Origin of the sequence: Inquilinus limosus, from assembly GCF_051487185.1 — a bacterium.
Classification (GTDB): domain Bacteria; phylum Pseudomonadota; class Alphaproteobacteria; order DSM-16000; family Inquilinaceae; genus Inquilinus; species Inquilinus limosus_F.
The window spans coordinates 1-20,289 of record NZ_JAHVDK010000043.1; the positions used below are offsets into that span (position 1 = coordinate 1).

Annotated in this window: 22 protein-coding genes; 8 read left to right on the top strand and 14 right to left on the bottom strand. The window is 69.6% G+C overall.

All coding sequences use genetic code 11. The features are described from left to right. From KXR53_RS33020 to recA, 3 genes are all read right to left on the bottom strand, one after another. Positions 1–571: NYN domain-containing protein (locus KXR53_RS33020; protein WP_437379876.1), on the bottom strand; the 571-nt coding region annotated here is incomplete at its 3' end. 82 nt (positions 572–653) lie between these two features. Beyond that, the gene (gltX, locus tag KXR53_RS33025; protein ID WP_437379877.1) at positions 654–2,012 is read right to left on the bottom strand and encodes a glutamate--tRNA ligase; all 1,359 of its coding nucleotides are present in this window, start codon (positions 2,010–2,012) and stop codon (positions 654–656) included. A gap of 85 nt (positions 2,013–2,097) precedes the next feature. After that, on the bottom strand, positions 2,098–3,174 hold the full coding sequence (gene recA, locus KXR53_RS33030) for a recombinase RecA (protein WP_437379878.1): 1,077 nt from the start codon (positions 3,172–3,174) through the stop codon (positions 2,098–2,100). A 168-nt stretch (positions 3,175–3,342) separates the two neighbouring features. On the opposite strand from recA, the gene KXR53_RS33035 reads away from it, so the two are divergent. Further along, a complete protein-coding gene (locus tag KXR53_RS33035) occupies positions 3,343–4,197 on the top strand; it encodes an AraC family transcriptional regulator (RefSeq protein WP_437379879.1) in 855 nt (284 codons plus the stop codon). Positions 4,198–4,261: 64 nt separating this feature from the next. Here the strand turns inward: KXR53_RS33035 and KXR53_RS33040 are convergent, their stop codons facing one another. From KXR53_RS33040 to dksA, 3 genes are all read right to left on the bottom strand, one after another. Further along, entirely contained in the window at positions 4,262–6,691 is a 2,430-nt protein-coding gene (locus tag KXR53_RS33040; protein WP_437379880.1) for a calcium-binding protein, read from the bottom strand. Between the two features lie 196 nt (positions 6,692–6,887). Next, on the bottom strand, positions 6,888–7,607 hold the full coding sequence (locus KXR53_RS33045) for a hypothetical protein (RefSeq protein WP_437379881.1): 720 nt from the start codon (positions 7,605–7,607) through the stop codon (positions 6,888–6,890). Positions 7,608–7,697: 90 nt separating this feature from the next. Then, positions 7,698–8,117: an RNA polymerase-binding protein DksA gene (gene dksA, locus KXR53_RS33050; RefSeq protein WP_437379882.1), complete on the bottom strand. Its 420-nt coding sequence runs from the start codon at positions 8,115–8,117 to the stop codon at positions 7,698–7,700. A 596-nt stretch (positions 8,118–8,713) separates the two neighbouring features. On the opposite strand from dksA, the gene KXR53_RS33055 reads away from it, so the two are divergent. Beyond that, a complete protein-coding gene (locus KXR53_RS33055; protein WP_437379883.1) occupies positions 8,714–9,730 on the top strand; it encodes a DUF4424 domain-containing protein in 1,017 nt (338 codons plus the stop codon). A gap of 12 nt (positions 9,731–9,742) precedes the next feature. Here KXR53_RS33055 and KXR53_RS33060 read toward each other — a convergent pair whose 3' ends face one another. The 4 genes from KXR53_RS33060 to KXR53_RS33075 are packed head-to-tail and all read right to left on the bottom strand — an operon-like array spanning position 9,743 to position 11,554. Continuing rightward, on the bottom strand, positions 9,743–10,168 hold the full coding sequence (locus KXR53_RS33060) for a periplasmic heavy metal sensor (protein ID WP_437379884.1): 426 nt from the start codon (positions 10,166–10,168) through the stop codon (positions 9,743–9,745). Continuing rightward, complete coding sequence (locus KXR53_RS33065) at positions 10,165–10,575, bottom strand: hypothetical protein (protein ID WP_437379885.1); 411 nt, start codon at positions 10,573–10,575, stop codon at positions 10,165–10,167. Before KXR53_RS33065 ends, KXR53_RS33060 begins: the two co-directional genes overlap by 4 nt. A 1-nt stretch (position 10,576) precedes the next feature. Further along, complete coding sequence (locus KXR53_RS33070; RefSeq protein ID WP_437379886.1) at positions 10,577–11,137, bottom strand: RNA polymerase sigma factor; 561 nt, start codon at positions 11,135–11,137, stop codon at positions 10,577–10,579. Between the two features lie 3 nt (positions 11,138–11,140). Beyond that, positions 11,141–11,554 carry an EF-hand domain-containing protein gene (locus KXR53_RS33075; protein ID WP_437379887.1) on the bottom strand — a complete coding sequence of 138 codons (414 nt, stop codon included), beginning with the start codon at positions 11,552–11,554 and terminating at the stop codon, positions 11,141–11,143. A gap of 168 nt (positions 11,555–11,722) precedes the next feature. Between KXR53_RS33075 and ygfZ the strand changes: the two genes are divergently transcribed. The 3 genes from ygfZ (at position 11,723) to KXR53_RS33090 (ending at position 14,979) form a co-directional block, all read left to right on the top strand. Further along, positions 11,723–12,604, top strand: a complete 882-nt coding sequence (gene ygfZ / locus KXR53_RS33080) for a CAF17-like 4Fe-4S cluster assembly/insertion protein YgfZ (RefSeq protein ID WP_437379888.1) — start codon at positions 11,723–11,725, stop codon at positions 12,602–12,604. A gap of 86 nt (positions 12,605–12,690) precedes the next feature. Then, entirely contained in the window at positions 12,691–13,512 is an 822-nt protein-coding gene (locus tag KXR53_RS33085; RefSeq protein ID WP_437379889.1) for a c-type cytochrome, read from the top strand. A gap of 81 nt (positions 13,513–13,593) precedes the next feature. Beyond that, the gene (locus KXR53_RS33090; RefSeq protein WP_437379890.1) at positions 13,594–14,979 is read left to right on the top strand and encodes a M20/M25/M40 family metallo-hydrolase; all 1,386 of its coding nucleotides are present in this window, start codon (positions 13,594–13,596) and stop codon (positions 14,977–14,979) included. 10 nt (positions 14,980–14,989) lie between these two features. Here KXR53_RS33090 and KXR53_RS33095 read toward each other — a convergent pair whose 3' ends face one another. Together KXR53_RS33095 and KXR53_RS33100 are read right to left on the bottom strand one after the other, a co-directional pair. Beyond that, positions 14,990–15,826, bottom strand: coding sequence for a GNAT family N-acetyltransferase (locus KXR53_RS33095; protein ID WP_437379891.1), 837 nt, complete (start codon positions 15,824–15,826; stop codon positions 14,990–14,992). Further along, positions 15,823–16,260, bottom strand: coding sequence for an EamA family transporter (locus KXR53_RS33100; protein ID WP_437379892.1), 438 nt, complete (start codon positions 16,258–16,260; stop codon positions 15,823–15,825). The genes KXR53_RS33095 and KXR53_RS33100 overlap by 4 nt, the downstream gene beginning before the upstream one ends. Before the next feature lie 191 nt (positions 16,261–16,451). On the opposite strand from KXR53_RS33100, the gene KXR53_RS33105 reads away from it, so the two are divergent. The 3 genes from KXR53_RS33105 (at position 16,452) to KXR53_RS33115 (ending at position 18,317) form a co-directional block, all read left to right on the top strand. Beyond that, the gene (locus KXR53_RS33105) at positions 16,452–17,087 is read left to right on the top strand and encodes a helix-turn-helix transcriptional regulator (RefSeq protein ID WP_437379893.1); all 636 of its coding nucleotides are present in this window, start codon (positions 16,452–16,454) and stop codon (positions 17,085–17,087) included. Beyond that, complete coding sequence (locus KXR53_RS33110; RefSeq protein WP_437379894.1) at positions 17,077–17,685, top strand: superoxide dismutase; 609 nt, start codon at positions 17,077–17,079, stop codon at positions 17,683–17,685. Before KXR53_RS33105 ends, KXR53_RS33110 begins: the two co-directional genes overlap by 11 nt. A gap of 68 nt (positions 17,686–17,753) precedes the next feature. Beyond that, a complete protein-coding gene (locus KXR53_RS33115; RefSeq protein WP_437379895.1) occupies positions 17,754–18,317 on the top strand; it encodes a flavin reductase family protein in 564 nt (187 codons plus the stop codon). Positions 18,318–18,342: 25 nt separating this feature from the next. Here the strand turns inward: KXR53_RS33115 and otnC are convergent, their stop codons facing one another. Then, positions 18,343–19,014, bottom strand: a complete 672-nt coding sequence (gene otnC / locus KXR53_RS33120) for a 3-oxo-tetronate 4-phosphate decarboxylase (RefSeq protein WP_437379896.1) — start codon at positions 19,012–19,014, stop codon at positions 18,343–18,345. 27 nt (positions 19,015–19,041) lie between these two features. Beyond that, positions 19,042–20,046 (bottom strand): LacI family DNA-binding transcriptional regulator, encoded by a 1,005-nt coding sequence (locus tag KXR53_RS33125; protein WP_437379897.1) that lies wholly within the window; start codon positions 20,044–20,046, stop codon positions 19,042–19,044. Positions 20,047–20,289 lie beyond the last annotated feature (243 nt).

A 20,289-nucleotide genomic window follows, 5' to 3' on the forward strand; every position in this document is an offset into this window, starting at 1 on the left:
GGGTCTGGGCGGGCGCCGGCTCGGGGCGAAGCGCCGCGGCCGGACGGGCTGCGACCGGCGCCGCGGCCGGGCGGCTCTCGGCCCGCGTCTGGACCGGGCGGCCCAGCGCCACGCTGTCGACGAAGCGGTCGCATTCCGCCTGGAACAGCGGGTCGATGCGGCGGGCGGGGCCGATGGCGATCACCCGCTTGCCGTGGCGGCGCAGGCTGCGGACCAGCGGCAGCAGCGCGGCATTGCCGGTCACCAGCACCACGGTGTCGATGCCGCGATCGAGCAGCGCCATCTCCATGGCGTCGACCACGAGGCGCAGCGAGGCGGCAACTCGGCCCGGCTCGGTCTCGGTGGTCTGCACCTGGTCGAAGCCGTGGCGGTGGGCGACGCCGCGCAGATCGGACAGCTCCGCCCAATCGGCATAGGCGATGCGGCGGGCCGGGCGGCAGACGGTGCCGAGCGCGCCGAGGATGCGGGCAAGGTCCTCCGGCTCGTCGCCGGGCAGCGACGCGACGTCGAGGAAGACCGCAGCCACCGGCAACGCCGAGGTGTCCTGGGCAGGCAGAGTCTCGTCGGTCATGGCGGCTTCTTACTCCCGACCGCGGGTCGACGCCAAGAGGGGCAAGGACAAGTTTTAGCCAAGTTTTAGGATGGTGGGGCGTTCAAGCCACACGGCCGGAGAGCCGGGCCAGCGACCGCTCCCGGCCGATCCGCGGCAAGAGGCCGCGCAGCTCCGGGCCGTGGTCGCGGCCGGTCAGGGCCAGACGCAGGGTCAGGAACAGGGGCTTGCCCTTGACCCCGGTGCGCTCGCGCACCGCCGCGGTCCACTCGCCCCAGGTGGCATCGCCCCAAGGCTCTGGCGGCAGCAGCTCGGCCGCGGCGGACAGCAGCGCCGCATCGGCAACGACCGGCGTGACCGGCCCGGTGACGACCCGCCACCAATCGACCGCGTCCTCCAACCGCTGCAGGTTCGGGCGCAGCACCGCCCAGGCAGACTCGTCGACGGCGCCGAGGCCGAGCGCCGCCAGCCGGTCGCGCACCGCGGCATAGGGCATCTCGTGCAGGATCCGGCCGTTGAGCCGCTCGAGCTCGGCCGGATCGAAGCGCGGGATGGTGCGGGAGAACTTGGCGAAGTCGAACTCGGCGACGAGTTGGTCGAGCGAGAGCCGCGGCTCGACCGGGTCGGAGGTGCCGAGCTTGGCCAGCAGGCTGGTCACTGCCATCGGCTCGATCCCCTGCTCCCGCAGGCTCCGCAGCGATAGGCTGCCCAGCCGTTTGGACAGGCCGTGGCCCTCGGCATCGGCGATCAGCGAGGTGTGGGCATAGGCCGGCGGCGCGGCCCCCAGCGCCTCGGCGAGCTGAATGTGCATGGCGGTGTTGGCGACATGATCCTCGCCGCGCACCACCAGGGTGATGCCCATGTCGATGTCGTCGACCACCGAGCCGATATGATAGAGCGCCCGCCCGTCCTCGCGCACCAGCACCGGGTCGGAAATGTCGCGGCCGTTGAAATGGACCCGGCCGCGGACCTTGTCGTCCCATTCGATCGGCGCATCCGCCATCTTGAAGCGCCAGTGCGGCCGATGCCCCTCGGCTTCGAGCCGGGCGCGGTCGGCGTCGGTCAGGGCCAGCGCGGCGCGGTCGTAGAGCGGCGGCAGGCCGCGGGCCAGCAGGCTCTTGCGCTTGAGCTCCAGCTCCTCCGCCGTCTCGTAGCAGGGATAGAGCCGGCCGGCCGCCTTCAGCCGATCCTGCGCCGCCCGGTAGCGGTCGGTGCGGTCGGACTGGCGGGCGAAGCCGTCCCAGTCGAGGCCGAGCCAGCGCAGATCCTGCTCGATCGCCGCGGCGAATTCGGGACTGCCCCGCTCGGTATCGGTGTCGTCGAGCCGCAGCAGGAAGCGGCCGCCCGAGGCGCGGGCGGCGAGCCAGCAGACCAGCGCGGTGCGGACATTGCCGACATGCAGCAGGCCGGTCGGGCTAGGGGCGAAGCGGGTGACGATCGGGTCGGTCATGGGCGGGGACATAGCACGATCCGCCCGGCAACGGAAAAGGCCCGGAAACCCGGGCCTTTCCATTGCGGACGGAGGGTCAGGACGGAGGACAGCAGCGTCACTCGTCGCCGTCGCCGCCATCCTCCGTCCCGCCAGCGGTCATCATGCGGTCGGAGACGAGGCCGGCATTGGCCCGGATCTTGGCCTCGATCGCCTTCGCCGTCTCAGGGTTGTCGCGCAGGAACAGCTTGGCGTTTTCGCGGCCCTGGCCGATACGCTGGCCGTCATAGGAGAACCAGGCGCCAGACTTCTCCACCACCCCGGCCTGGACGCCGAGGTCGAGCAGCTCGCCGGTCTTCGACACGCCCTCGCCATACATGATGTCGAATTCGACGGCGCGGAACGGCGGCGCCATCTTGTTCTTCACCACCTTCACCCGGGTCTGGTTGCCGGTGACGGTCTCGCGGTCCTTGATCGCGCCGATGCGGCGGATGTCGAGCCGGATCGAGGAGTAGAACTTCAGCGCGTTGCCGCCCGTCGTCGTCTCTGGGTTGCCGAACATCACGCCGATCTTCAGACGGATCTGGTTGATGAAGATGACAAGGCAGTTGGACCGCGCGATCGAGCCGGTGAGCTTGCGCATCGCCTGGCTCATCAGCCGGGCCTGCAGGCCGGGCTGATTGTCACCCATCTCGCCCTCGAGCTCGGCCCGAGGCACCAGCGCCGCCACCGAATCGACCACCACCACGTCGATCGCGCCGGAGCGGACCAGCGTGTCGGTGATTTCAAGCGCCTGCTCGCCGGCATCGGGCTGCGAGATCAGCAGCTCGTCGATGTTGACGCCGAGCTTGCGGGCATAGGTCGGGTCGAGCGCATGCTCCGCGTCGACATAGGCACAGGTGCCGCCGGCCTTCTGCGCCTCGGCCACTGCATGCAGCGCCAGCGTGGTCTTGCCGGAGCTCTCCGGCCCGTAGATCTCGACGATCCGGCCCTTCGGCAGGCCGCCGATGCCGAGCGCGATGTCGAGGCCGAGCGACCCGGTCGAGATCACTTCCGCCTCGATCTGGGGCCGCGCTCCGAGCTTCATCACCGAGCCCTTGCCGAAGGCCCGTTCGATCTGGGTCAGGGCGGCTTCCAGCGCCTTGGTCTTGTCCATCGGGGCTTTATCCACAACACGGAGAGTCGGGATCGACATCACCTGTCCTTTCCAGTTGCATGGCGCCATACGCCGCGTCAATGCAGCTCTTGTACACGTTTTGTTCACATCAAGCAAGAGCGGCTGTTCCACGGCCCTTCCGCGGTCGCACTTGGCAAGCAGGATCAATCCGCTTCGGGCTAACACCAGGGCCGGGAGAACGAATCGATGCCGAAGGACGCCACGCTCGACCGCCACCTCGCCCGCATCCAGCGAGTGATCGACCACATCGCCGCCCATCTCGACGATCCGATCGACCTGGAGCGGTTGGCGGATGTGGCCTGCTTCTCGCCCTACCACTTCCACCGGGCCTACCGGTACCTGCTGGGCGAGACGGTGGCCGAGACGGTGCGCCGGCTGCGCCTGCACCGCGCCGCCGGGACGCTGCTGGACAGCGAGACGGCGGTGGCGCGCATCGCCCGCCAGGCGGGCTACGGCAGCGCCGCCGCCTTCAGCCGCGCCTTCGCCGCGCGCTACGGCCGTCCACCGGGCGCCTATCGCGGCACGCGCCGATCGTTCCCCTTCGACTCACCCGAAGGAGAAGCCATCATGCCCGACGTGACCTACCGCACCCTGGCGCCGATCCGAGTCGCCGCCATCCGCCATACCGGCCCCTACATGGAGATCGGCCGCGCGTTCGACCGCCTTATGGCCTGGGCCCGCGCCCGCCAGCTGCTGCGCCCCGGCGCGCGCAGCCTAGGCGTCTATTACGACGACCCGGCCGCGGTGCCGCCCGACGCGCTGCGCTCCGATGCCTGCCTGGAGGTGCCGGAGGGCATCGCGGGAGAAGGCGACGTCGCCATCCTGACCGTCGCCGGCGGGCCGCATGCGGTGCTGCGGCACACCGGCCCGTATGCCGAGCTGGAGCGGTCCTACGCCTGGCTGTACCGCACCTGGCTGCCGACCAGCGGCGCCGAACCGGCCGAGGCGCCGATCTTCGAGGAATACCTCAACGACCCGCGCAGCACCCCGGCCGCGGAGCTGGTCACCGACATCCACCTGCCGATCCGGGCGATCCCGTGAGGGCAAAGCTGAGCGCATAGGGCCGGACCGAGGAAGGGATCCGGCCCTGGACAATGCGGATCCGCTACAGGACGAAATCCGATGCCGAAAGGGTCCTTGCGCTGGTTTCGACGGCGATGGTGAAGTCGGCCACCCGGTCACCATTGACATCACCGGCAACGATCAGCGCGCCCCCCTCAGCGAAGTATCGCAGTTGCCCGGCCGCACCGGAGAAGCCGGCGGTGCCGACGAACCGGAAGGCTTGGTCGCCCCCTGCAGCGGTATTGGCATCGATCTCCGACAGGTCGATCTGATCGCGCTCCCAGAGGAAATCCACGATCCGGTCGCGTGCGGCCGCGCTGACACCGCTGTCGGCAACGTCCAGATACAGGAAAGTATCCGCACCGGATCCCCCGGCCAACACGTCGGCGCCCGTTCCCCCTTCCAGCAGATCATTCCCGCTGCCGCCGGAGAGCAGATCGCTGCCGGCGCCACCGGAGAGCCAGTTGCCGCTTCCGTCCCCGGTCAGGAAATCGTTGAAATCCGATCCGATCAGACCGGTGATCTGATACAGCCTGTCACCCTGCGCGTCGCCTGCGCCCAGGACGCCGGTCGCGAGATTGATCGACACCGCGGCTGCCGATCCGGAATAGGACGCCGCATTGAACCCGGCCCCGCCAAAAAGCGAATCCGCGCCGGCCCCTCCTTCCAGCACATCATTCCCGGCGCCGCCGGCGATATAGTCCGAGCCGGCGCCACCGGAAAGCCAGTTGTCACCGGCATTCCCGACAAGGGAGTCGTTGAAGCCCGACCCGAACAGATCGGTGATCTGGTACAGCTTGTCACCCTTCGCGTCACCACCACCCAAGACGCCGGTGGCGATGTTGATCGATACCGCTGATGCCGATTCGGCATAGGACGCCGCGTTGGATCCGGCCCCGCCGTAAAGCAGGTCCGCGCCGGCGCCTCCTTCCAGCACATCATTCCCATCGCCCCCGGCCAGCAGGTCGCTGCCGGCACCGCCCGAGAGCCAATTGCTGCCCGCGTCTCCGGTGAGAAAGTCGTTGAAGTCCGACCCGATCAGATCCGTGATCTGGTACAGCTTGTCGCCTTCGGCATCGCCCGCTCCCAAGACACCGGTTGCGAGATTGACCGCGACCGCGGACGCCGACCCGGCATAGGACGCCGTGTTGAATCCGGCTCCGCCATAAAGCGTGTCCGCGCCGGCGCCGCCCTCGAGCACATCGTTTCCGGCCTCGCCCAACAACGTGTCGACGCCTGCCCCCCCCTCTAACAGGTCATTTCCGTTGCCGCCGGCGAGCAAATCATTGCCGGCGCCGCCGAAGAGCCAGTTGTTGCCAGCGTTGCCGGTCAGGAAGTCGTTGAAATTCGATCCGATCAGATCCGTGATGTCGTACAGCTTATCGCCCTGGGCATCGCCAGCGCCCAGGATCCGGGTCGCAAGGTTGATCGCGACCGCAGACGACGATTCGCTATAAGACGCCACATTGAACCCGCCCCCGCCATAGAGGGTGTCCGCGCCCGCGCCACCATTGAGCACATCATCTCCGCTCTCGCCCAACAGCGTGTCGGCCCCCGCACCCCCTCTCAGCACATCGTCCCCGTTGCCGCCGGCGAGCAGATCGGCGCCCGCGCCGCCGCCGAGCCAGTTGTTGCCGGCATCTCCGGTCAGGAAGTCGTTGAAATCCGATCCGATCAGATCCGAGATCTGATACAATCTATCACCCTGCGCGTCGCCGGCGCCCAAGACGCCGGTCGCGAGGTTGACTGCGACCGCGGACGACGATCGGCTATACGATGCCGCATTGACCCCGGCCCCGCCATAAAGCGCGTCCGCACCGGAGCCTCCGCTCAAAAGGTCATCGCCCGCATTTCCCATGAGGATGTCGTCGCCGGCTTCCCCGTAGAGATAATTGTCGGCTTGGTTTCCGATCAGCGTGTCGGCGAAATCGGATCCGACCACATCGGTGATCCGGCTCAGCGAATCACCATCCGCATCGCCATAGGCACCCCGGCCCTGGACGAGATCAACGGAGACGCCACGGGCCGATCCGACATAAGAGGCGATATTGTTTCCGCCGCCGCCGTCGAGGATGTCAGCCCCCGCGCCGCCGTTCAGCAGATCGTCGCCGTCACCGCCCGAAAGCCGGTCGTTGCCGTCCAGGCCATACAGCCAGTTCTCACCGCCACCGCCGGTCAGCGTGTCGTTCCAGTCGCTGCCTTCGAGATCCTCGATCCCGGTCAGCGTGTCGCCCTGCGCCTCGCCCCCGGCAGCCGTGCGGCTGGCGAGGTTGACGGTCACGCCTGCGGCAGAAGTGTAATAGGAGGCGAGGTCAAAACCATCGCCGCCATCCAGGACGTCGGCGCCGGCGCCGCCGATCAGCAGGTCATTGCCACCGAGCCCGGACAGACGGTCGTCGCCGTCCAGGCCATCCAGCCGATTGTCGCCCGCATCACCGGTCAGCACATCGTTGAGTTTTGTTCCCGCCACCATGCGGCACCCCTCTATGGATAGAAGATAAATAATTTTCGGAAAATTATCGGGAACTGGACAGATTCTGTCGTGACGGCCCCTCCGGAATAGGACAGGAAGCTTGAGGTAAAAGGAAGATTAGCGCAAGAGCGCGCTGCGCAGTGCCTGCCGGGCGGCGTTTTCCCGGCAGGCGACGACAGAGAGCGCAGGCAGCTGATCAGAACGGATAGACGTCGCCGGTCGGCAGCCGATCCACGGCCAGGGGCAGCGTGGCGTTGGGCTTGCAGGTCACCGCCCGCTGCCAGCTCGGCGCTGCGGCGGTCGCGTAGGAGCCTTCGGGCTGCGGGCCCGGGACTTCCGCCGAGACCGGATTCGGGCCGGTCGGAACGCCGATCACCTCGAAGGACGGCACGCGCTGCGGCTGCTCGCCGGCCGCCACCGGAGCGGCGGCAAAGGGGATGTAGGTGTCGTCCGACTGCGCCTCGACGGACGGCCCTTCTGCCGTGCGCCGTGCGGCGCGGCGGTCGCGCGCCGAGGACACCGGGGCCATTGCCACGATCGGGCCCGGCAGCCGGGCTGCCGCGGCGGGCGGAACAGTGTAGGGCTGCCCCGGCCCGGCCGCGACGGGCAGCGCAGCGCCCTGGGCCGCCGGCGTCAGCGGAACCGGCTGCCCCGGCGCTGCCGCTTCGGCCGGATAGCAGTTCGGCACCGGCAGGCACTGGAAGGTCGCGCCCTTGCGGCCGTCGACCACGTCCTCGGCCTTAAACACGGCCAGCCGGTTGAGCTGGGCGCATTGCGCGTTGGCGTAGATGGCGGCCTGATCCGCACTGTTGATGAAGCCCGCATAGTCGACGCGGGTCTCCTTCGGAGTCACCGGATCGATCCCGCAGCCCGAGACGGCGAGAAGAGCGGCGAAAAGCGCAGCGCCACGAAGCATCGAATATCCTCGATCTAAAAGCCCCTCGACGCCACCCTAGCACGAGCAGTGGGGCGGAGACGAGAACGGCGCCTTTCGGCGCCGCATCGGTCAATCGTCGCGGTGGGTCCGCTCCAGCCGCTCGTGGCGCTCCTGCGCCTCGAGGCTCAGCGTCGCGGTCGGCCGAGCCTCGAGCCGCTTGACGCCGATCGGCTCGCCCGTCTCCTCGCAGAGCCCGTAGGTGCCGTCCTCGATCCGGCGCATCGCCGCGTCGATCTTGGAGAGGAGCTTGCGCTCACGGTCGCGGGTCCTGAGCTCGAGCGAGCGGTCGGTCTCGGCGGAGGCCCGGTCGGTCAGATCCGGCTCCTGGATGCCGCCGTCCTGCAGGCTGTTCAGGGTCGCATTGGATTCGGCGAGGAGGTCGGCCCGCCACTTCAGAAGCTTGCGCCGGAAATATTCCAGCATCATCGGATTCATGAAATCCTCATCATCCGACGGCCGATAATCCGGGGGCAGAAGCATCGCTGTCATCGCAACAACCACTCACTGTCTGACGTGCCGGCCTTCTTCCGAGCCTGAGCGGCGCGGAGTATAGGGAGACGCAAGAACGGAAACAATCGAAACGATGCACGGATCGAGTTTTGCAACTCACTGATTTTGTTGGCTTTAACGACCACGCAACACCCATTGTTCCCGAACGCCGCTTCGTTTCGCGGCATCGGGGTGTCGCAGCGCGCCTCGGCATGGGCCGATCGGCACAATGCGGCATGCGGCGCCCTGATAGCGCCGAACGGGGCGGGAACGCAAGGGGATCAGAGTGTGGCGAGGCTCGGACCGGCCATGCACGGAGCGAAGAGCAGCGGCATGGGTAGAGGGACGCTATCGCGCCAGACGGATGGACCGACACGGGAAGATCACCAGGGCGCAGCCGACCGGGAACAGCACCTCATCGACGCCGACGCCGATGATCCGCGTCGCATATCAGCACGGCATCCGCTTACGACAACCGCCGCCCTCCGCCTGTAACGCGGGAACGCTGGTTTTGACGAAGCACAGCGTCCGCTATCTTGGAAAAACCTGTTCTCCCGCGTGATTCCGGGCCGAGAGCCAACCGCCAGGAGCTGATCATGAACACCTCCCCCGCCGTCGTCCTTCCGATCGTGCTGGCCGCCCTTCTCCCCCCGGCCGGCGCGGCCCGCGCCAATGATTCGACGGCGGAGCTGGCGGCCGGCGGCCTCGTGCTGACGAAGACCGACGATATCGAGATGCGGTCCGAGGATCTCTACGTCTCGGCCAAAGAGATCCGAGTCACCTACCGCTTCTTCAACCGGTCGGCGCAGGACAGGACCGTGACGGTCGCCTTCCCGATGCCGGACGTCACTCTCGATTTCATCGACGGCCTGACCGCCGTCCCGCACCCCGGCACGGAGAACTTCCTCGACTTCTCGACCAAGGCCGACGGCAAGCCGGTGAGGACCGACGTCGAGGTCAAGGCCTTCGGCAACGGGGTCGACCAGACGGCGCTGCTGCGCAGGCTGGGCGTGCCGCTGTATCCGGACGCCGACTATGACGGGCTGACCGCACTGCCGAGGGCGCAACGGGACGAGCTGATCAAGCTCGGCCTCGCCGCCGTCAACGAGTTCGACGCCGGCAAGGGCTGGGAGCAGCACGTGGTCCCGAGCTGGACGCTCAAGACCACCTATCACTTCCAGCAGACCTTCCCCGCCGGCCGCGAGGTGTTGATCGAGCACCGCTACACGCCCGGCACCGGCGAGAGCGTCGGATCTGTCATCGGCTCCTCCTATGCCGCCGGCAGCACTGAATACGCGGACGACCTGCGGACCTACTGCATCGACCAGAGCTTCCTCGCCGCGGTCAGGCGGGCACAGGCCAAAGCCGGCAAGGACGGCATGCCGTTCAGCGAGCAGCGCATCTCCTATATCCTGACGACCGGGGCCAACTGGGCGGCACCGATCGGGGACTTCCGGCTGGTGGTCGACAAGGGCGAGGCCCGGAACCTCGTCAGCTTCTGCGCCGAGGGGGTGAAGAAGATCTCGCCGACACAGTTCGAGGTGCGGAAGACCAACTTCACGCCCGGCCAGGACATCGACGTCCTGATCCTGCGGCCGATCGAGACCCGGTAAGGGCCGACGGTCCTAGAGCCGCCACAGCGCGTCCCGGCGTTCGAGCAGCTTCCGCCGCTGTTCGGCCGGCAGCCTGGGCATGATCTCGAGCACCGTCGACTGGACCACCCCGCGCAGCTCGTTCGATTTTTCGCGCAGCGCCGCGAATGCCGCCGCCGCCCGGTCCGGATCGTAAGGCTGGGCCGACAGCGCCTCGTTCGCCGCGGCGCGCAGCTGGCGCAGCTCGTCCCAGATCGCCTTGCCTTCGGCCCGGCGCCGATCGAGCAACTGCCCCAGCGCGGCACGGTCGGGCTCCGGCAGCGTCGCGACGGCTTCGGCCAGCGCCGACTGGCCGGACCGCGAATCCCAGCGCCACCACGTGGTGCCGATCACGCCCAGCAACAGGAGGTTGAGCGCCAGCGAGGCGACGAAGGCCCAGCGCCAGGAACGTGCGGTCACGGCGTTCCTCCGAAGGGCGACACGTCGTCGGCCATGGCGAAGCCCACGATCGACCAGTCATCCTCGCCGGTCTGCGCCGTCGGAACCATGGCGCCGAGCCAGACGCCCACCACCAGCGCCGCGGCGAAGGCCACCGCCGGCCGCCAGGACAGGATCTCCGCGATCCAGCGGCGCGGCCGCGGCGCGGCATCGAGGATGCGGCCGAGCAACGCCGCCGAAGGCGGGGCCACCCGCAGGTCGTTCAGGGCCACGACCAGCGCCCGGGCGTCGGCCATGGCGGATCGCGCCTCCGCCGACGCCGCCAGCAGCGCCTCCGCCCCGTCCCGCTCCGGCGCCGGCCAGCGGTCGATCACCGGACCGTGCCGGTCGAGCAGATCGAGGAACCGATCGAGCGTCATCTCGGCCATGTCACACATCTCCCATCAGATCGGCCCGCTCCGCCGCCAGCGCCTGGCGGAGGGCGCGCCGGCCGCGCGCCAGGAGCGATTCCACCGCTTCGACCCCGACCCCGAGCGCCTCGCCGATCTCGCGATTGCCCTGGCCCTCATAGTGGCTGAGCAGGATGGCCGCGCGCTGCCGCTCGGGCAGCTGGGCCAGCGCCTCGGCCACCCGGCGCGAGACCCGGGCGCGCTGCAACCCGGCCTCGGCGCCGGCGGCGGGGTCCGGCGGCTCCGGCACCGCGTCGAGCGCGACCGAAGGCTGCCGCCGCAGCCTATCGATCGCCCGGTTGTAGGTGACGCGGGTGAGCCAGGTCGAGACCGTCGCGCTGCCGTCGGGCCGCCAGCGCCCGGCCTCCTTCCACAGGGCCAGGAACGCGTCCTGGGCCACGTCCTCGGCATCGGCGCGGCTGCCCAGCATGCGCTGGGCGAAGGCGAGCAGGCGCCCGAGATGCCGGTCGACCAGGCGGCGGCAGGCGGCGGCGTCTCCCGCCGCCACCGCCGCCACCAGGGCATCGTCGCTCTCGGCCACGCGTCAGTTGCGGTGGGACTTGAGGTCATCGATCGACAGAACACCCGTCTTGCCGGTGTCGCGGCGGTCGAAGCGGGCCAGAGCCGGCGCCTCGTACTCGGCCGCAGTCACCTTGCCGTCCTTGTCGGCGTCGAGCTTGTCGAAACGCTGTTCCAGGCGGGGACGGATCTTCGCGATCATGGCGTCGACATACTGCGCCTTGGTCAGCGCCCCGTCACCTGCCGTGTCGAGTTCCTTGAACCGCGCCTCGGACCAGGCCTGGACCTCCGCCCGCTCGATCTTGCCGTCCTTGTTGGTGTCGAGCTGGCGGAAGAAGCCGCCGCGCCAACCACCATCGGGCGTGCCCTGGGTGGCTGCCATCGCTGTCCCGGCGACAAGGGCGACCAGCGCGGAACCGACAATCCACTTCGTCTTCATGATGCTCTCGACATTGCGCACCGCCGTGGGTGCCCTATGTCCCCTTCACGCCGCAGGGCGCAGCTTCCGTCGCCGGCCACGTTCGCGGATGCTTGCGCCGCCGCCGGTCTTGGCCCACCTCTTGCTGAGATGCCTGCAACACGAGCAGATCCGCAACCGGGCGAAGCCATGGCCGAATTCACCTTCCTGGAACGCGACGTCCTGCGCCTGACCGGCGAGGACCGTGCTGCCTTCCTGCAGGGGCTGGTCTCCAACGACATGCGGAAGGTGGCGCCCGAGCGCGCCGTCTTCGCCGCCTTCCTGACGCCGCAAGGCAAGTATCTGCACGACTTCCACGTGGTCGCGCTGGGTGACGCCTGGCTGATCGACTGCGAGGCCGGGCGCGGCGCCGATCTGCTGCGGCGGCTGCGCCTATATAAGCTGCGCTCCAAGGTCGAGCTGGCCGAGGCGACCGCCGACTGGGCGGTGGCCGCGATTCCGGGCGAGGCCGGGCGGGCCGCGCTCGCCCTGCCGGACGAACCTGGAGCCGCGGGGCCCCTGGCCGACGGCGTGGCCCATGTCGATGCCCGGCTGGCGGCGCTGGGCGCCCGGGCGCTGCTGCCGAAGGCGACCGCCAAGACCACCCTGGAGGGCCTTGGCCTGGCCGAAGCCGGCCCGGAGGCCTGGGACCGGCTGCGCCTGTCCTTGGGCGTGCCGGACGGCAGCCGCGACCTGGTGCCGGAGAAGACGGTGCTGCTGGAGGCGAATTACGATTCGCTGAACGCCATCTCCTGGGACAAGGGCTGCTACATGGGCCAGGAGCTGACAGCGCGCACCCGCTATCGCGGCCTGGTGAAGAAACGCTTGGCGCCGGTGGTTCTGGACGGCCCGGCGCCCGAGCCCGGCACGCCGATCCTGCGCGACGGCCGCGAGGCCGGAGAGCTGCGGTCGAGCCGCGACGGCATCGGCCTGGCGCTGCTGCGGCTGGAGGCGCTGGAGGGCGATTCGGGGCAGCTGCTGGCCGGGGACACGCCGGTCAGGCCGGCGACGCCGGCCGGGAAGGCGGCCTGACCGTCCGGCGGGCTGGCGACTTATCCGGCGGCATGGTTTCCTACTCCTGAAGCGCGGCGCATTCTCGCCGCGAGGGGGAGGCTTCCATGCGCATCTTCGCTGTCATCGGCCTGCTGCTGTGGGCCGCCACCGCCGGCGCTGCTGAGCCGGCGCTCGACCTGACCATCGGCGGCGACAGCCGTCATTTCACCCGCGACCAGCTTCTGGCCCGGCCCGACGCCGCCACGATCGAGGTCAAGAAGGACGCCATCTACGGCCGCGCGATGACCTATCGCGCGGTGCCGCTGGCGGCGCTGATCGAGGGGCTGACGCCGCCGCCTGACACCGTCATCGAGGCGGTGGCGACGGACGGCTACGCCGCGCAGCTGCCGGTCGACCTGGTCGTCAACACCGACCCGAAGGCCGTCATCGCCTGGGTGGCGGTCGAGCCGGCGGATGCCTCCTGGCCCGCCCTGCCGGGGAAGACGGTGAGCGCGGGCCCGTTCTACCTGGTCTGGACCGGCGATCAGGCCGCCACGGTGCGCAGCGAGCAATGGCCCTACCAGATGGCCCGGCTGACGACCCAGCCCTCGCCCGCCACGCGCTGGCCCGAGCTCGCGGTCGACCCGGCCCTGCCAGCCGCCGACCCGATCCGCAGTGGCCAGACGCTGTTCGTCACCCAGTGCCTGGTCTGCCACAAGCTGAACGGCGCCGGATCGGCCGAGGTGGGTCCTGATCTGAACCGGCCGATGAATCCGACCGAGTACCTGTCGCCTGCGGCGCTGCACGCGCTGATCCGCGACCCGGCCTCGGTGCGCGACTGGCCGGACCGCAAGATGCAGGGCTTCACGCCGGAGCAGATGAGCGACCGCGAGATCGAGCAGGTCATCGCCTATCTCCGGCACATGGCAGGGCGGAAGGCGCTGTAGGCATGCCCCTTCCCCGGTTCCGCCGGGACCGGATCTGCTCTAGGGTCGCTCCAGCCCCCGATTCCAGAGGACATTTTTCCCGTGAGCACGCTCGATCAGGTCCTGTCGGCCGTCGATGCCGGCCTCGACTCCAGCCTCGACCGGCTGATGGCATTCCTGCGCCAGCCCAGCATCTCGACCGACCCCGCCTATATGGACCAGTGCCGCGCCGCCGCTGAATGGCTGGCCGCCAGCCTGGGCGAGATCGGCTTCGCGGCCGAGGTGCGGCCGACGCCCGGCCACCCGATGGTGGTCGGCCATGCCCCCGGAGGGGCCGGGCCGTCAGTGCTGTTCTATGGCCACTATGATGTACAGCCGGTCGATCCGCTGGAGCTGTGGGACCACCCGCCCTTCGAGCCGCGGATCGAGACCGGCGCCGACGGCGTGACTCGCATCCGTGCCCGCGGCGCCTCGGACGACAAGGGCCAGCTCCTGACCTTCCTCGAGGCGTGTCGCGCCTGGAAGGCGGTCACCGGCGCGCTGCCCCTGCCGATCACCGTGTTCTGCGAGGGCGAGGAGGAATCCGGCAGCCCCAGTCTGATCCCGTTCCTGGAGGCGAACCGGCAGGAGCTGTCGAAGGATCTCGCGCTGGTCTGCGACACCGGCATGTGGGACCCGAAGACCCCGGCGATCACCACCAGCCTGCGCGGCATGGTCTATGAGCAGGTGACGGTCACCGCAGCCAATCGCGACCTGCATTCCGGCATGTTCGGCGGTTCGGCCCGCAACCCGATCCATGTCCTGACGAAGATCCTGGCGGCGCTGCACGACGAGGATGGCCGCATCGCCATTCCCGGCTTCTACGACGGCGTGCCCGAGACCCCGACCCAGCTGAAGGCGCAGTGGCAGGTGATGGGCTTCGACGAGGCCGCGTTCCTGGGCCAGATCGGGCTGTCGGTCCCGGCCGGGGAGCGCGACCGCACGGCGCTGGAGCGGCTGTGGGCGCGGCCGACCTGCGACGTCAACGGCGTCTGGGGCGGCTATACCGGCGAGGGCAGCAAGACGGTGATCCCCTCCAAGGCCCATGCGAAGGTGTCGTTCCGCCTCGTCGGCGAGCAGGATCCGATCAAGATCCGCGATGCCTTCTACGCCTTCGTGCGGGCGCGGCTGCCGGCGGACTGCACGGCGGAGTTCCATTCGGAGAAGGGCAGCCCGGCGTTGGCGCTGCCGATCGACAGCCCGGCCCTGACCCGCGCCCGGGCCGCGCTGCAGGACGAATGGAGTCGGCCGGCCGCTTTGGCCGGCTGCGGCGGGTCGATCCCGGTGGTCGGCGCCTTCAAGCGCCTGCTGGGCATGGATTCGCTGCTGGTCGGCTTCGCGCTGGACGACGACCGGGTGCACAGCCCGAACGAGAAATACGACCTGACCAGCTTCCACAAGGGCATCCGCTCCTGGGCACGGATCCTGGCAGCGCTGGCGGAGAAGTGAACCCGCTGCATCACCCGAGGTGGAAACTGGCCATGACGGCGATGCGCCCACGGTCGCTCGGGTGACGGTCGCCGCCACGGCGCATGTGGCGCAGCCGGCGCAGCTCGGGCACGCCGCGGCTGCGCAGGTGATCGAGCATGGCGGCGTGGCTGGAGGGCACGGTGATCGTCATCGGCCCCGCCGGCGCGAGAGCTGAGAGCGCCGCGACCAGGGCCGCCGCGGTCTCCTGATTCTCGGCCAGGACCGGGCCGATCCGGTCCGGATGGCGCAGCCCGTAGCCGACCACCCGCCCGTCGCGGCGGCAGACCACGCCGTCGGGATGCTCGCGGAACAGCTCGGTGAGCCCGGTCGCGCGGTCGGCGCCGAACACCGCGGCGTCATAGGCGACGACAGCGGGGAGGTCGCCCGCCGCTATTGATGCGAGGCCGGGCACTGGCGGAGCCTCCACCGGCCCCGGCGCCTCCAGCACCACCGAGGCGTCGACGTCGACGAAGCCGAGCTTCTCGTAGAGCGGCGCGCCGGAGGGCGAGGCGTCGAGCAGGATCACGCGGTCGGCCGGCACCGGGGCCAGCGCCGCCTCGACGATGCGGCGGCCGAAGCCGCGCCCCTGCGCCGCCGGATCGGTGCCGACGATGCCGAGATAGGCCACCCGGCCGTAATCGACCACCGCCGCCCCGGCGCACAATGCGCCGTCGGCCTCCAGCACATGGATCGCGGCATTGGGCATGCGGGAGAGCCGCGCCACGACCGGCCCGAAGCGCGGGTTTCCGAAGGCCGCGCCGAGAAGCGCCGCGAGCTCCCCCGCCTCCTCCGGCCGCATCCGCCGGCAGATCGGGCCGTCCGTCATGCGACAGCCACCAATACGGCGCCGGCGCCGATCAGCGCCACGCCGAGCCAGCCCAGTCCGGACAGGTTTTCGCCCAGGAAGATCGCTCCGAACACCGCCACCAGCACGACGCTGAGCTTGTCGATCGGCGCCACCTGCCCCGCCTGGCCGAGCTTCAGCGCCCGGAAGTAGCAGAGCCAGGAGGCCCCGGTGGCTAGGCCGGACAGCACCAGGAAGGCCCAGGTGCGGCTGGAGATCGACGACGCCGGCTGGAACTGCCCGGTGGCGGCGACGATGCCGCCGATCGCCAGCAGGATGACGACGGTGCGGATGAAGGTGGCGAGGTCGGAGTTGATCGCCTCGACCCCGACCTTGGCGAAGATCGCGGTCAGCGCGGCGAAGGCGGCGGAGAGCAAGGCCCAGAGCTGCCAGGACGAAAGGAGGCCGGATTTCATGCGGGTCGACTCGCTGAAGGAGCACGATGCCAGCTTGGCCCCGATTTCGAGCGGAGCGGAAGGGGCCGCGATGACGCCCTGCCATGTGGCGTCCCGCGCGATGCTTGCGGTCCCGGTCTCCACCGTCTACTTTTCAAAGCATGGACTTTGACAATAATCCTTCCCGGGAGCCGGCGACGGCAGCCGAGCGGTTGCTCCTGCTGCTGAAGACACGCGGCAGCCAGAGCGCGGCAGCGCTCGGGGCCGCGCTCGGCACCACCGGGGAGGCGGCACGGCAACAACTGGTCAAGCTGGCCGAGGCCGGGCTGGTGGAATCGGCGCCGCAGCGCGCCGGGGTCGGCCGTCCGGTCCAGCTCTGGTCCCTCACCGCCGCCGGCCACGCCCGGTTCCCCGACGGCCATGCCGAGATGGTGGCCGGACTGATCGCCGGCATCCGGCGCGAGCTGGGCGAGGCGGCACTCGACCGGCTGATCGCCGCGCGCGAGGCCGAGACCACCGCCCGCTACGGCGATGCCGTGGCCGGTGCGGCGACGCTGCGCGACCGGGTCGCGACCCTGGCTGGCCTTCGCACGCGCGAGGGCTACATGGCTGGGTGGGAGGAAGACGAAAACGGCTTCCTTCTAGTCGAGAATCATTGTCCGATCTGCGCCGCGGCGGCGGCCTGCCAGGGCTTCTGCCGCTCCGAGCTCGACTTGTTCCGCCGCGTGCTCGGGCCCGAGGCCCGGGTGGAGCGGACGGAGCACATCCAGGCGGGGGCGCGCCGTTGCGCCTACCGTATCCTTCCGCAACCAAGCCGATCAGAAAGTGAGCACGACCATGGCGTTTGAACTCCCTTCGCTGCCCTATTCGCACAACGCTCTCGCCGAGCGCGGGATGTGCCAGGAGACGCTGGAGCTGCATCACGGCAAGCACCACCAGGCCTATGTCACGGCGCTGAACGGCTTCGTCGAGAAGGACGATTCGCTGAAGGGCAAGTCGCTCGACGAGATCGTCACCTTCGCCTACGGCAAGGACAACCTGGCGCCGGTGTTCAACAATGCCGGCCAGCACTGGAACCATATCCTGTTCTGGCAGAACCTGTCGCCAAACGGCGGTGGCATCCCCGGCGCGCTGGAGAAGAAGCTGACCGAGGATCTCGGCGGCGTGCAGGCCTTCAAGGACGCGTTCAAGGCGGCCGCCATCGGCCAGTTCGGCTCCGGCTGGGCTTGGCTGGTGCTGGCCAAGGACGGCAAGCTGAAGATCACCAAGACCCCGAACGGCTCGAACCCGCTCGCTACCGGTGAGGGCAAGGTGCTGCTCGGCCTCGACGTGTGGGAACACAGTTATTATCTGGACTTCCGCAACCGCCGTCCGGACTACGCCCAGAACTTCCTCGACAAGCTCGCCAATTACGAGTTCGCCGAGGCCCAGCTGAAGGCCGCCTGACGCCGAACCCGCCCGCCGGTCCGGCCGACCGGCGGGCGGCTCCTACCGATGGCCGTCAGGAACCGACCTTGGTCGCGCGCACCTCGCTTCGTCTAAACCCGGACCCGCAGCACCCGCCGGCAGTCTCCCGCACCCGCTTCGCCGAGGCGCTGTCGCGCCTGACCGCGACCGTCTGCGTGGTCGGGGCCACCGATGAGCAGGGCATCCGGCACGGGCGTACGGCCACGGCGGTGATGTCGCTGTCGGCCGAGCCGCCGACCATGCTGGTCTCGATCGACCGCACCAGCGCCATGGCCGGGGTGATCGAAGCGACCGAGGGCTTCTCCGTCGCCATGCTGGCCGAGGACCAGTCCGAGGTCGCCGACGCCTTCGCCGGCAAGCTGCCGATCCCCCGCTCGGAACGCTTCTCCCGCGGCACCTGGTCCGCCTGGCCGTCCGGCCGGCCGAAGCTGGAGGGCGCGGTCGCCGTGGTCGACTGTCACCTGATCGGCCTGACCGAGGTGACGACCCATACCCTGTTCGTCGGCCTCGTCACCGAGGTCGAAACCCGCGACGCCTCCCCCCTGCTCTGGAGTCTGCGCCGCTACGCCGGCGTCGCGGCACGCCGGGCCGCCGGGCCCGACGAGGACTGAGCAGACTTCGGCCCAGCCCGTTCTCTCAGTGCTCGTGCCCGTGGTCGCCATCCCCCGGCAGGTCGAGCTTGAACGCCTCCTTCAGTTCCGCGATCTGCCCCGGTGACAGTAGCCGCGGATTGAGCCCGCGCAGGAGCAGGTGCAGCTTCGCCGTCTCCTCCAGCTCCTCGGTGGCGTAGACAGCGGCCTCCAGGCTCTCGCCCGCCACCACCGGGCCGTGATTGGCCAGCAGCACCGAGGAGTAGCGACCGGCGAGGCCGCGGATGGCGTCGGCCACGGCCGGGTCGCCCGGCCGATAGTACGGCACCAGCGCCGTCGCCCCGACCCGCATCAGGTAATAGGCGGTCAGCGGCGGCAGCACCGCCTTGGGATCGATGCCCGGCAGCATCGACACCGCGACCGAATGGGTCGAGTGCAGATGCACGATGGCGCGGGCCGAGCCGCGCGTCTCGTAGAGGGCGCCGTGCAGCGGGATCTCCTTGGTCGGCTTGTCGCCGAACAGGAGTTGGCCCTCGGCGTCGAGCCGGGACAGCCGCGCCGGGTCGAGGAAGCCGAGCGAGGCGTTGGTGGGCGTCACCAGCCAGCCGCCGTCATCCAGCCGCACGCTGATGTTGCCGGAGGAGCCGGGCGTCAGCCCGCGCTCGAACAGCGAGCGGCCGAAGCGGCAGATGTCCTCGCGCAGCTTGGTCTCGTCCATGTGTCCTTCCTTCATTGTCCTGCCTGATCAGGCCGTGGCGCCGGCGATGAGCTCGAAGCCGAGATCGACGACGGTTGGCGGCTCACGGCCGCAGACCAGCCGCGCCCCGACCTCCCCCATCTGCACCCGCGGCGAGCGGATGGTGGAGAGCGGCTGCGGCAGCGCCTGGGCCAGATCGAGCCCGTTGAAGCCGAACAGCGCCACCTGATCCGGGACGGCGATGCCGCGGGCAAGGCACAGGAAACAGCCGCCCATCGCCATGTCGTCGTTGGAGAAATAGACCGCGTCGAACCGCTCGCCACGGTCGAGGATTCGGGCCAGCCCCTCCCGCCCCGAGGCGGCGGAAGAGCGGCCTGGGAGCAGCTCAGTCGCGACCAGGGCCGCCGGGCTCTCCGACAGCGCCTCGCGGAAGCCCTCGAACCGCTTCGCGGCACGCCGGTCGTGGCCGAGATCGTGGCCGACATAGGCGAGGCGGCGATAGCCGCGCTCAACCAGATGGCGGGCGCTGGCCCGGCCGACGGCGCGGTTCGACAGGCCGACGACGATGTCAAGCCCAGTGCCGTCGAGATCCATCAGTTCCGCCACCCGGATCCCGGCATTGGCAAGCATGGCCCGGCCGCGGTCGGTGTGCTCCAGCCCGGTGACGATCAGCCCGGCCGGGCGCCAGGCCAGCATCGCCTCGATCAGCCCCTCCTCCCGCTCCGGGTCGTAATCCGTGACGCCGACGACCGGCCGGAACCCGGCCGCGTCGAGCACGCCTTCCACCCCGCGCAGCACGTCGGGAAAGACGATGTTCGCGAGCGACGGGATGATTACCCCGACCAGATTCGAACCGGCGGAGGACAGTGTGCCGGCCAGGCGGTTCGGCACGTAGCCGAGGCGCCTCACGATCTCCAGCACACGGTCGCGTGTCTCGGAGGCCACCGGCCCGCCGCGCAGCACCCGCGACGCGGTGATCTTGCTGACCCCGGCGGCGCGCGCGACATCCGCCAGCGTGATGCCCCTGGGATCGGGCCTTCTCGTGCGCGCCATCAGGACCCTCTGCGTCGACTCGGTCCCCCATCATCCCCGCATCCCGGGTGCGAGCGGAAGGCCCTCGCACCGCCCGGCTCCGACCGCTTCGCAGCCTCGCGCTTGACGCCGCTTACGGCTTCGCCCATGAGTAGTGGTACCGATATCATCTTGACGTCGCGAAATCCAAACTTTTGGGCTGATCGGCTGCGATCCGGGAATGATACCGGTGTCAGTTGCCCTCACGGGCGAGCCGAGGGAGGA

Excerpts from the sequence above, each read along its gene's own strand:
- gltX (WP_437379877.1), bottom strand. The coding sequence starts at position 2,012 with ATGTCCCCGCCCATGACCGACCCGATCGTCACCCGCTTCGCCCCTAGC.
- recA (WP_437379878.1), bottom strand. The coding sequence starts at position 3,174 with ATGTCGATCCCGACTCTCCGTGTTGTGGATAAAGCCCCGATGGACAAG.
- KXR53_RS33035 (WP_437379879.1), top strand. The coding sequence starts at position 3,343 with ATGCCGAAGGACGCCACGCTCGACCGCCACCTCGCCCGCATCCAGCGA.
- KXR53_RS33040 (WP_437379880.1), bottom strand. The coding sequence starts at position 6,691 with ATGGTGGCGGGAACAAAACTCAACGATGTGCTGACCGGTGATGCGGGC.
- KXR53_RS33045 (WP_437379881.1), bottom strand. The coding sequence starts at position 7,607 with ATGCTTCGTGGCGCTGCGCTTTTCGCCGCTCTTCTCGCCGTCTCGGGC.
- dksA (WP_437379882.1), bottom strand. The coding sequence starts at position 8,117 with ATGACAGCGATGCTTCTGCCCCCGGATTATCGGCCGTCGGATGATGAG.
- KXR53_RS33055 (WP_437379883.1), top strand. The coding sequence starts at position 8,714 with ATGAACACCTCCCCCGCCGTCGTCCTTCCGATCGTGCTGGCCGCCCTT.
- KXR53_RS33065 (WP_437379885.1), bottom strand. The coding sequence starts at position 10,575 with ATGGCCGAGATGACGCTCGATCGGTTCCTCGATCTGCTCGACCGGCAC.
- KXR53_RS33075 (WP_437379887.1), bottom strand. The coding sequence starts at position 11,554 with ATGAAGACGAAGTGGATTGTCGGTTCCGCGCTGGTCGCCCTTGTCGCC.
- ygfZ (WP_437379888.1), top strand. The coding sequence starts at position 11,723 with ATGGCCGAATTCACCTTCCTGGAACGCGACGTCCTGCGCCTGACCGGC.
- KXR53_RS33085 (WP_437379889.1), top strand. The coding sequence starts at position 12,691 with ATGCGCATCTTCGCTGTCATCGGCCTGCTGCTGTGGGCCGCCACCGCC.
- KXR53_RS33095 (WP_437379891.1), bottom strand. The coding sequence starts at position 15,826 with ATGACGGACGGCCCGATCTGCCGGCGGATGCGGCCGGAGGAGGCGGGG.
- KXR53_RS33100 (WP_437379892.1), bottom strand. The coding sequence starts at position 16,260 with ATGAAATCCGGCCTCCTTTCGTCCTGGCAGCTCTGGGCCTTGCTCTCC.
- KXR53_RS33110 (WP_437379894.1), top strand. The coding sequence starts at position 17,077 with ATGGCGTTTGAACTCCCTTCGCTGCCCTATTCGCACAACGCTCTCGCC.
- otnC (WP_437379896.1), bottom strand. The coding sequence starts at position 19,014 with ATGGACGAGACCAAGCTGCGCGAGGACATCTGCCGCTTCGGCCGCTCG.
- KXR53_RS33125 (WP_437379897.1), bottom strand. The coding sequence starts at position 20,046 with ATGGCGCGCACGAGAAGGCCCGATCCCAGGGGCATCACGCTGGCGGAT.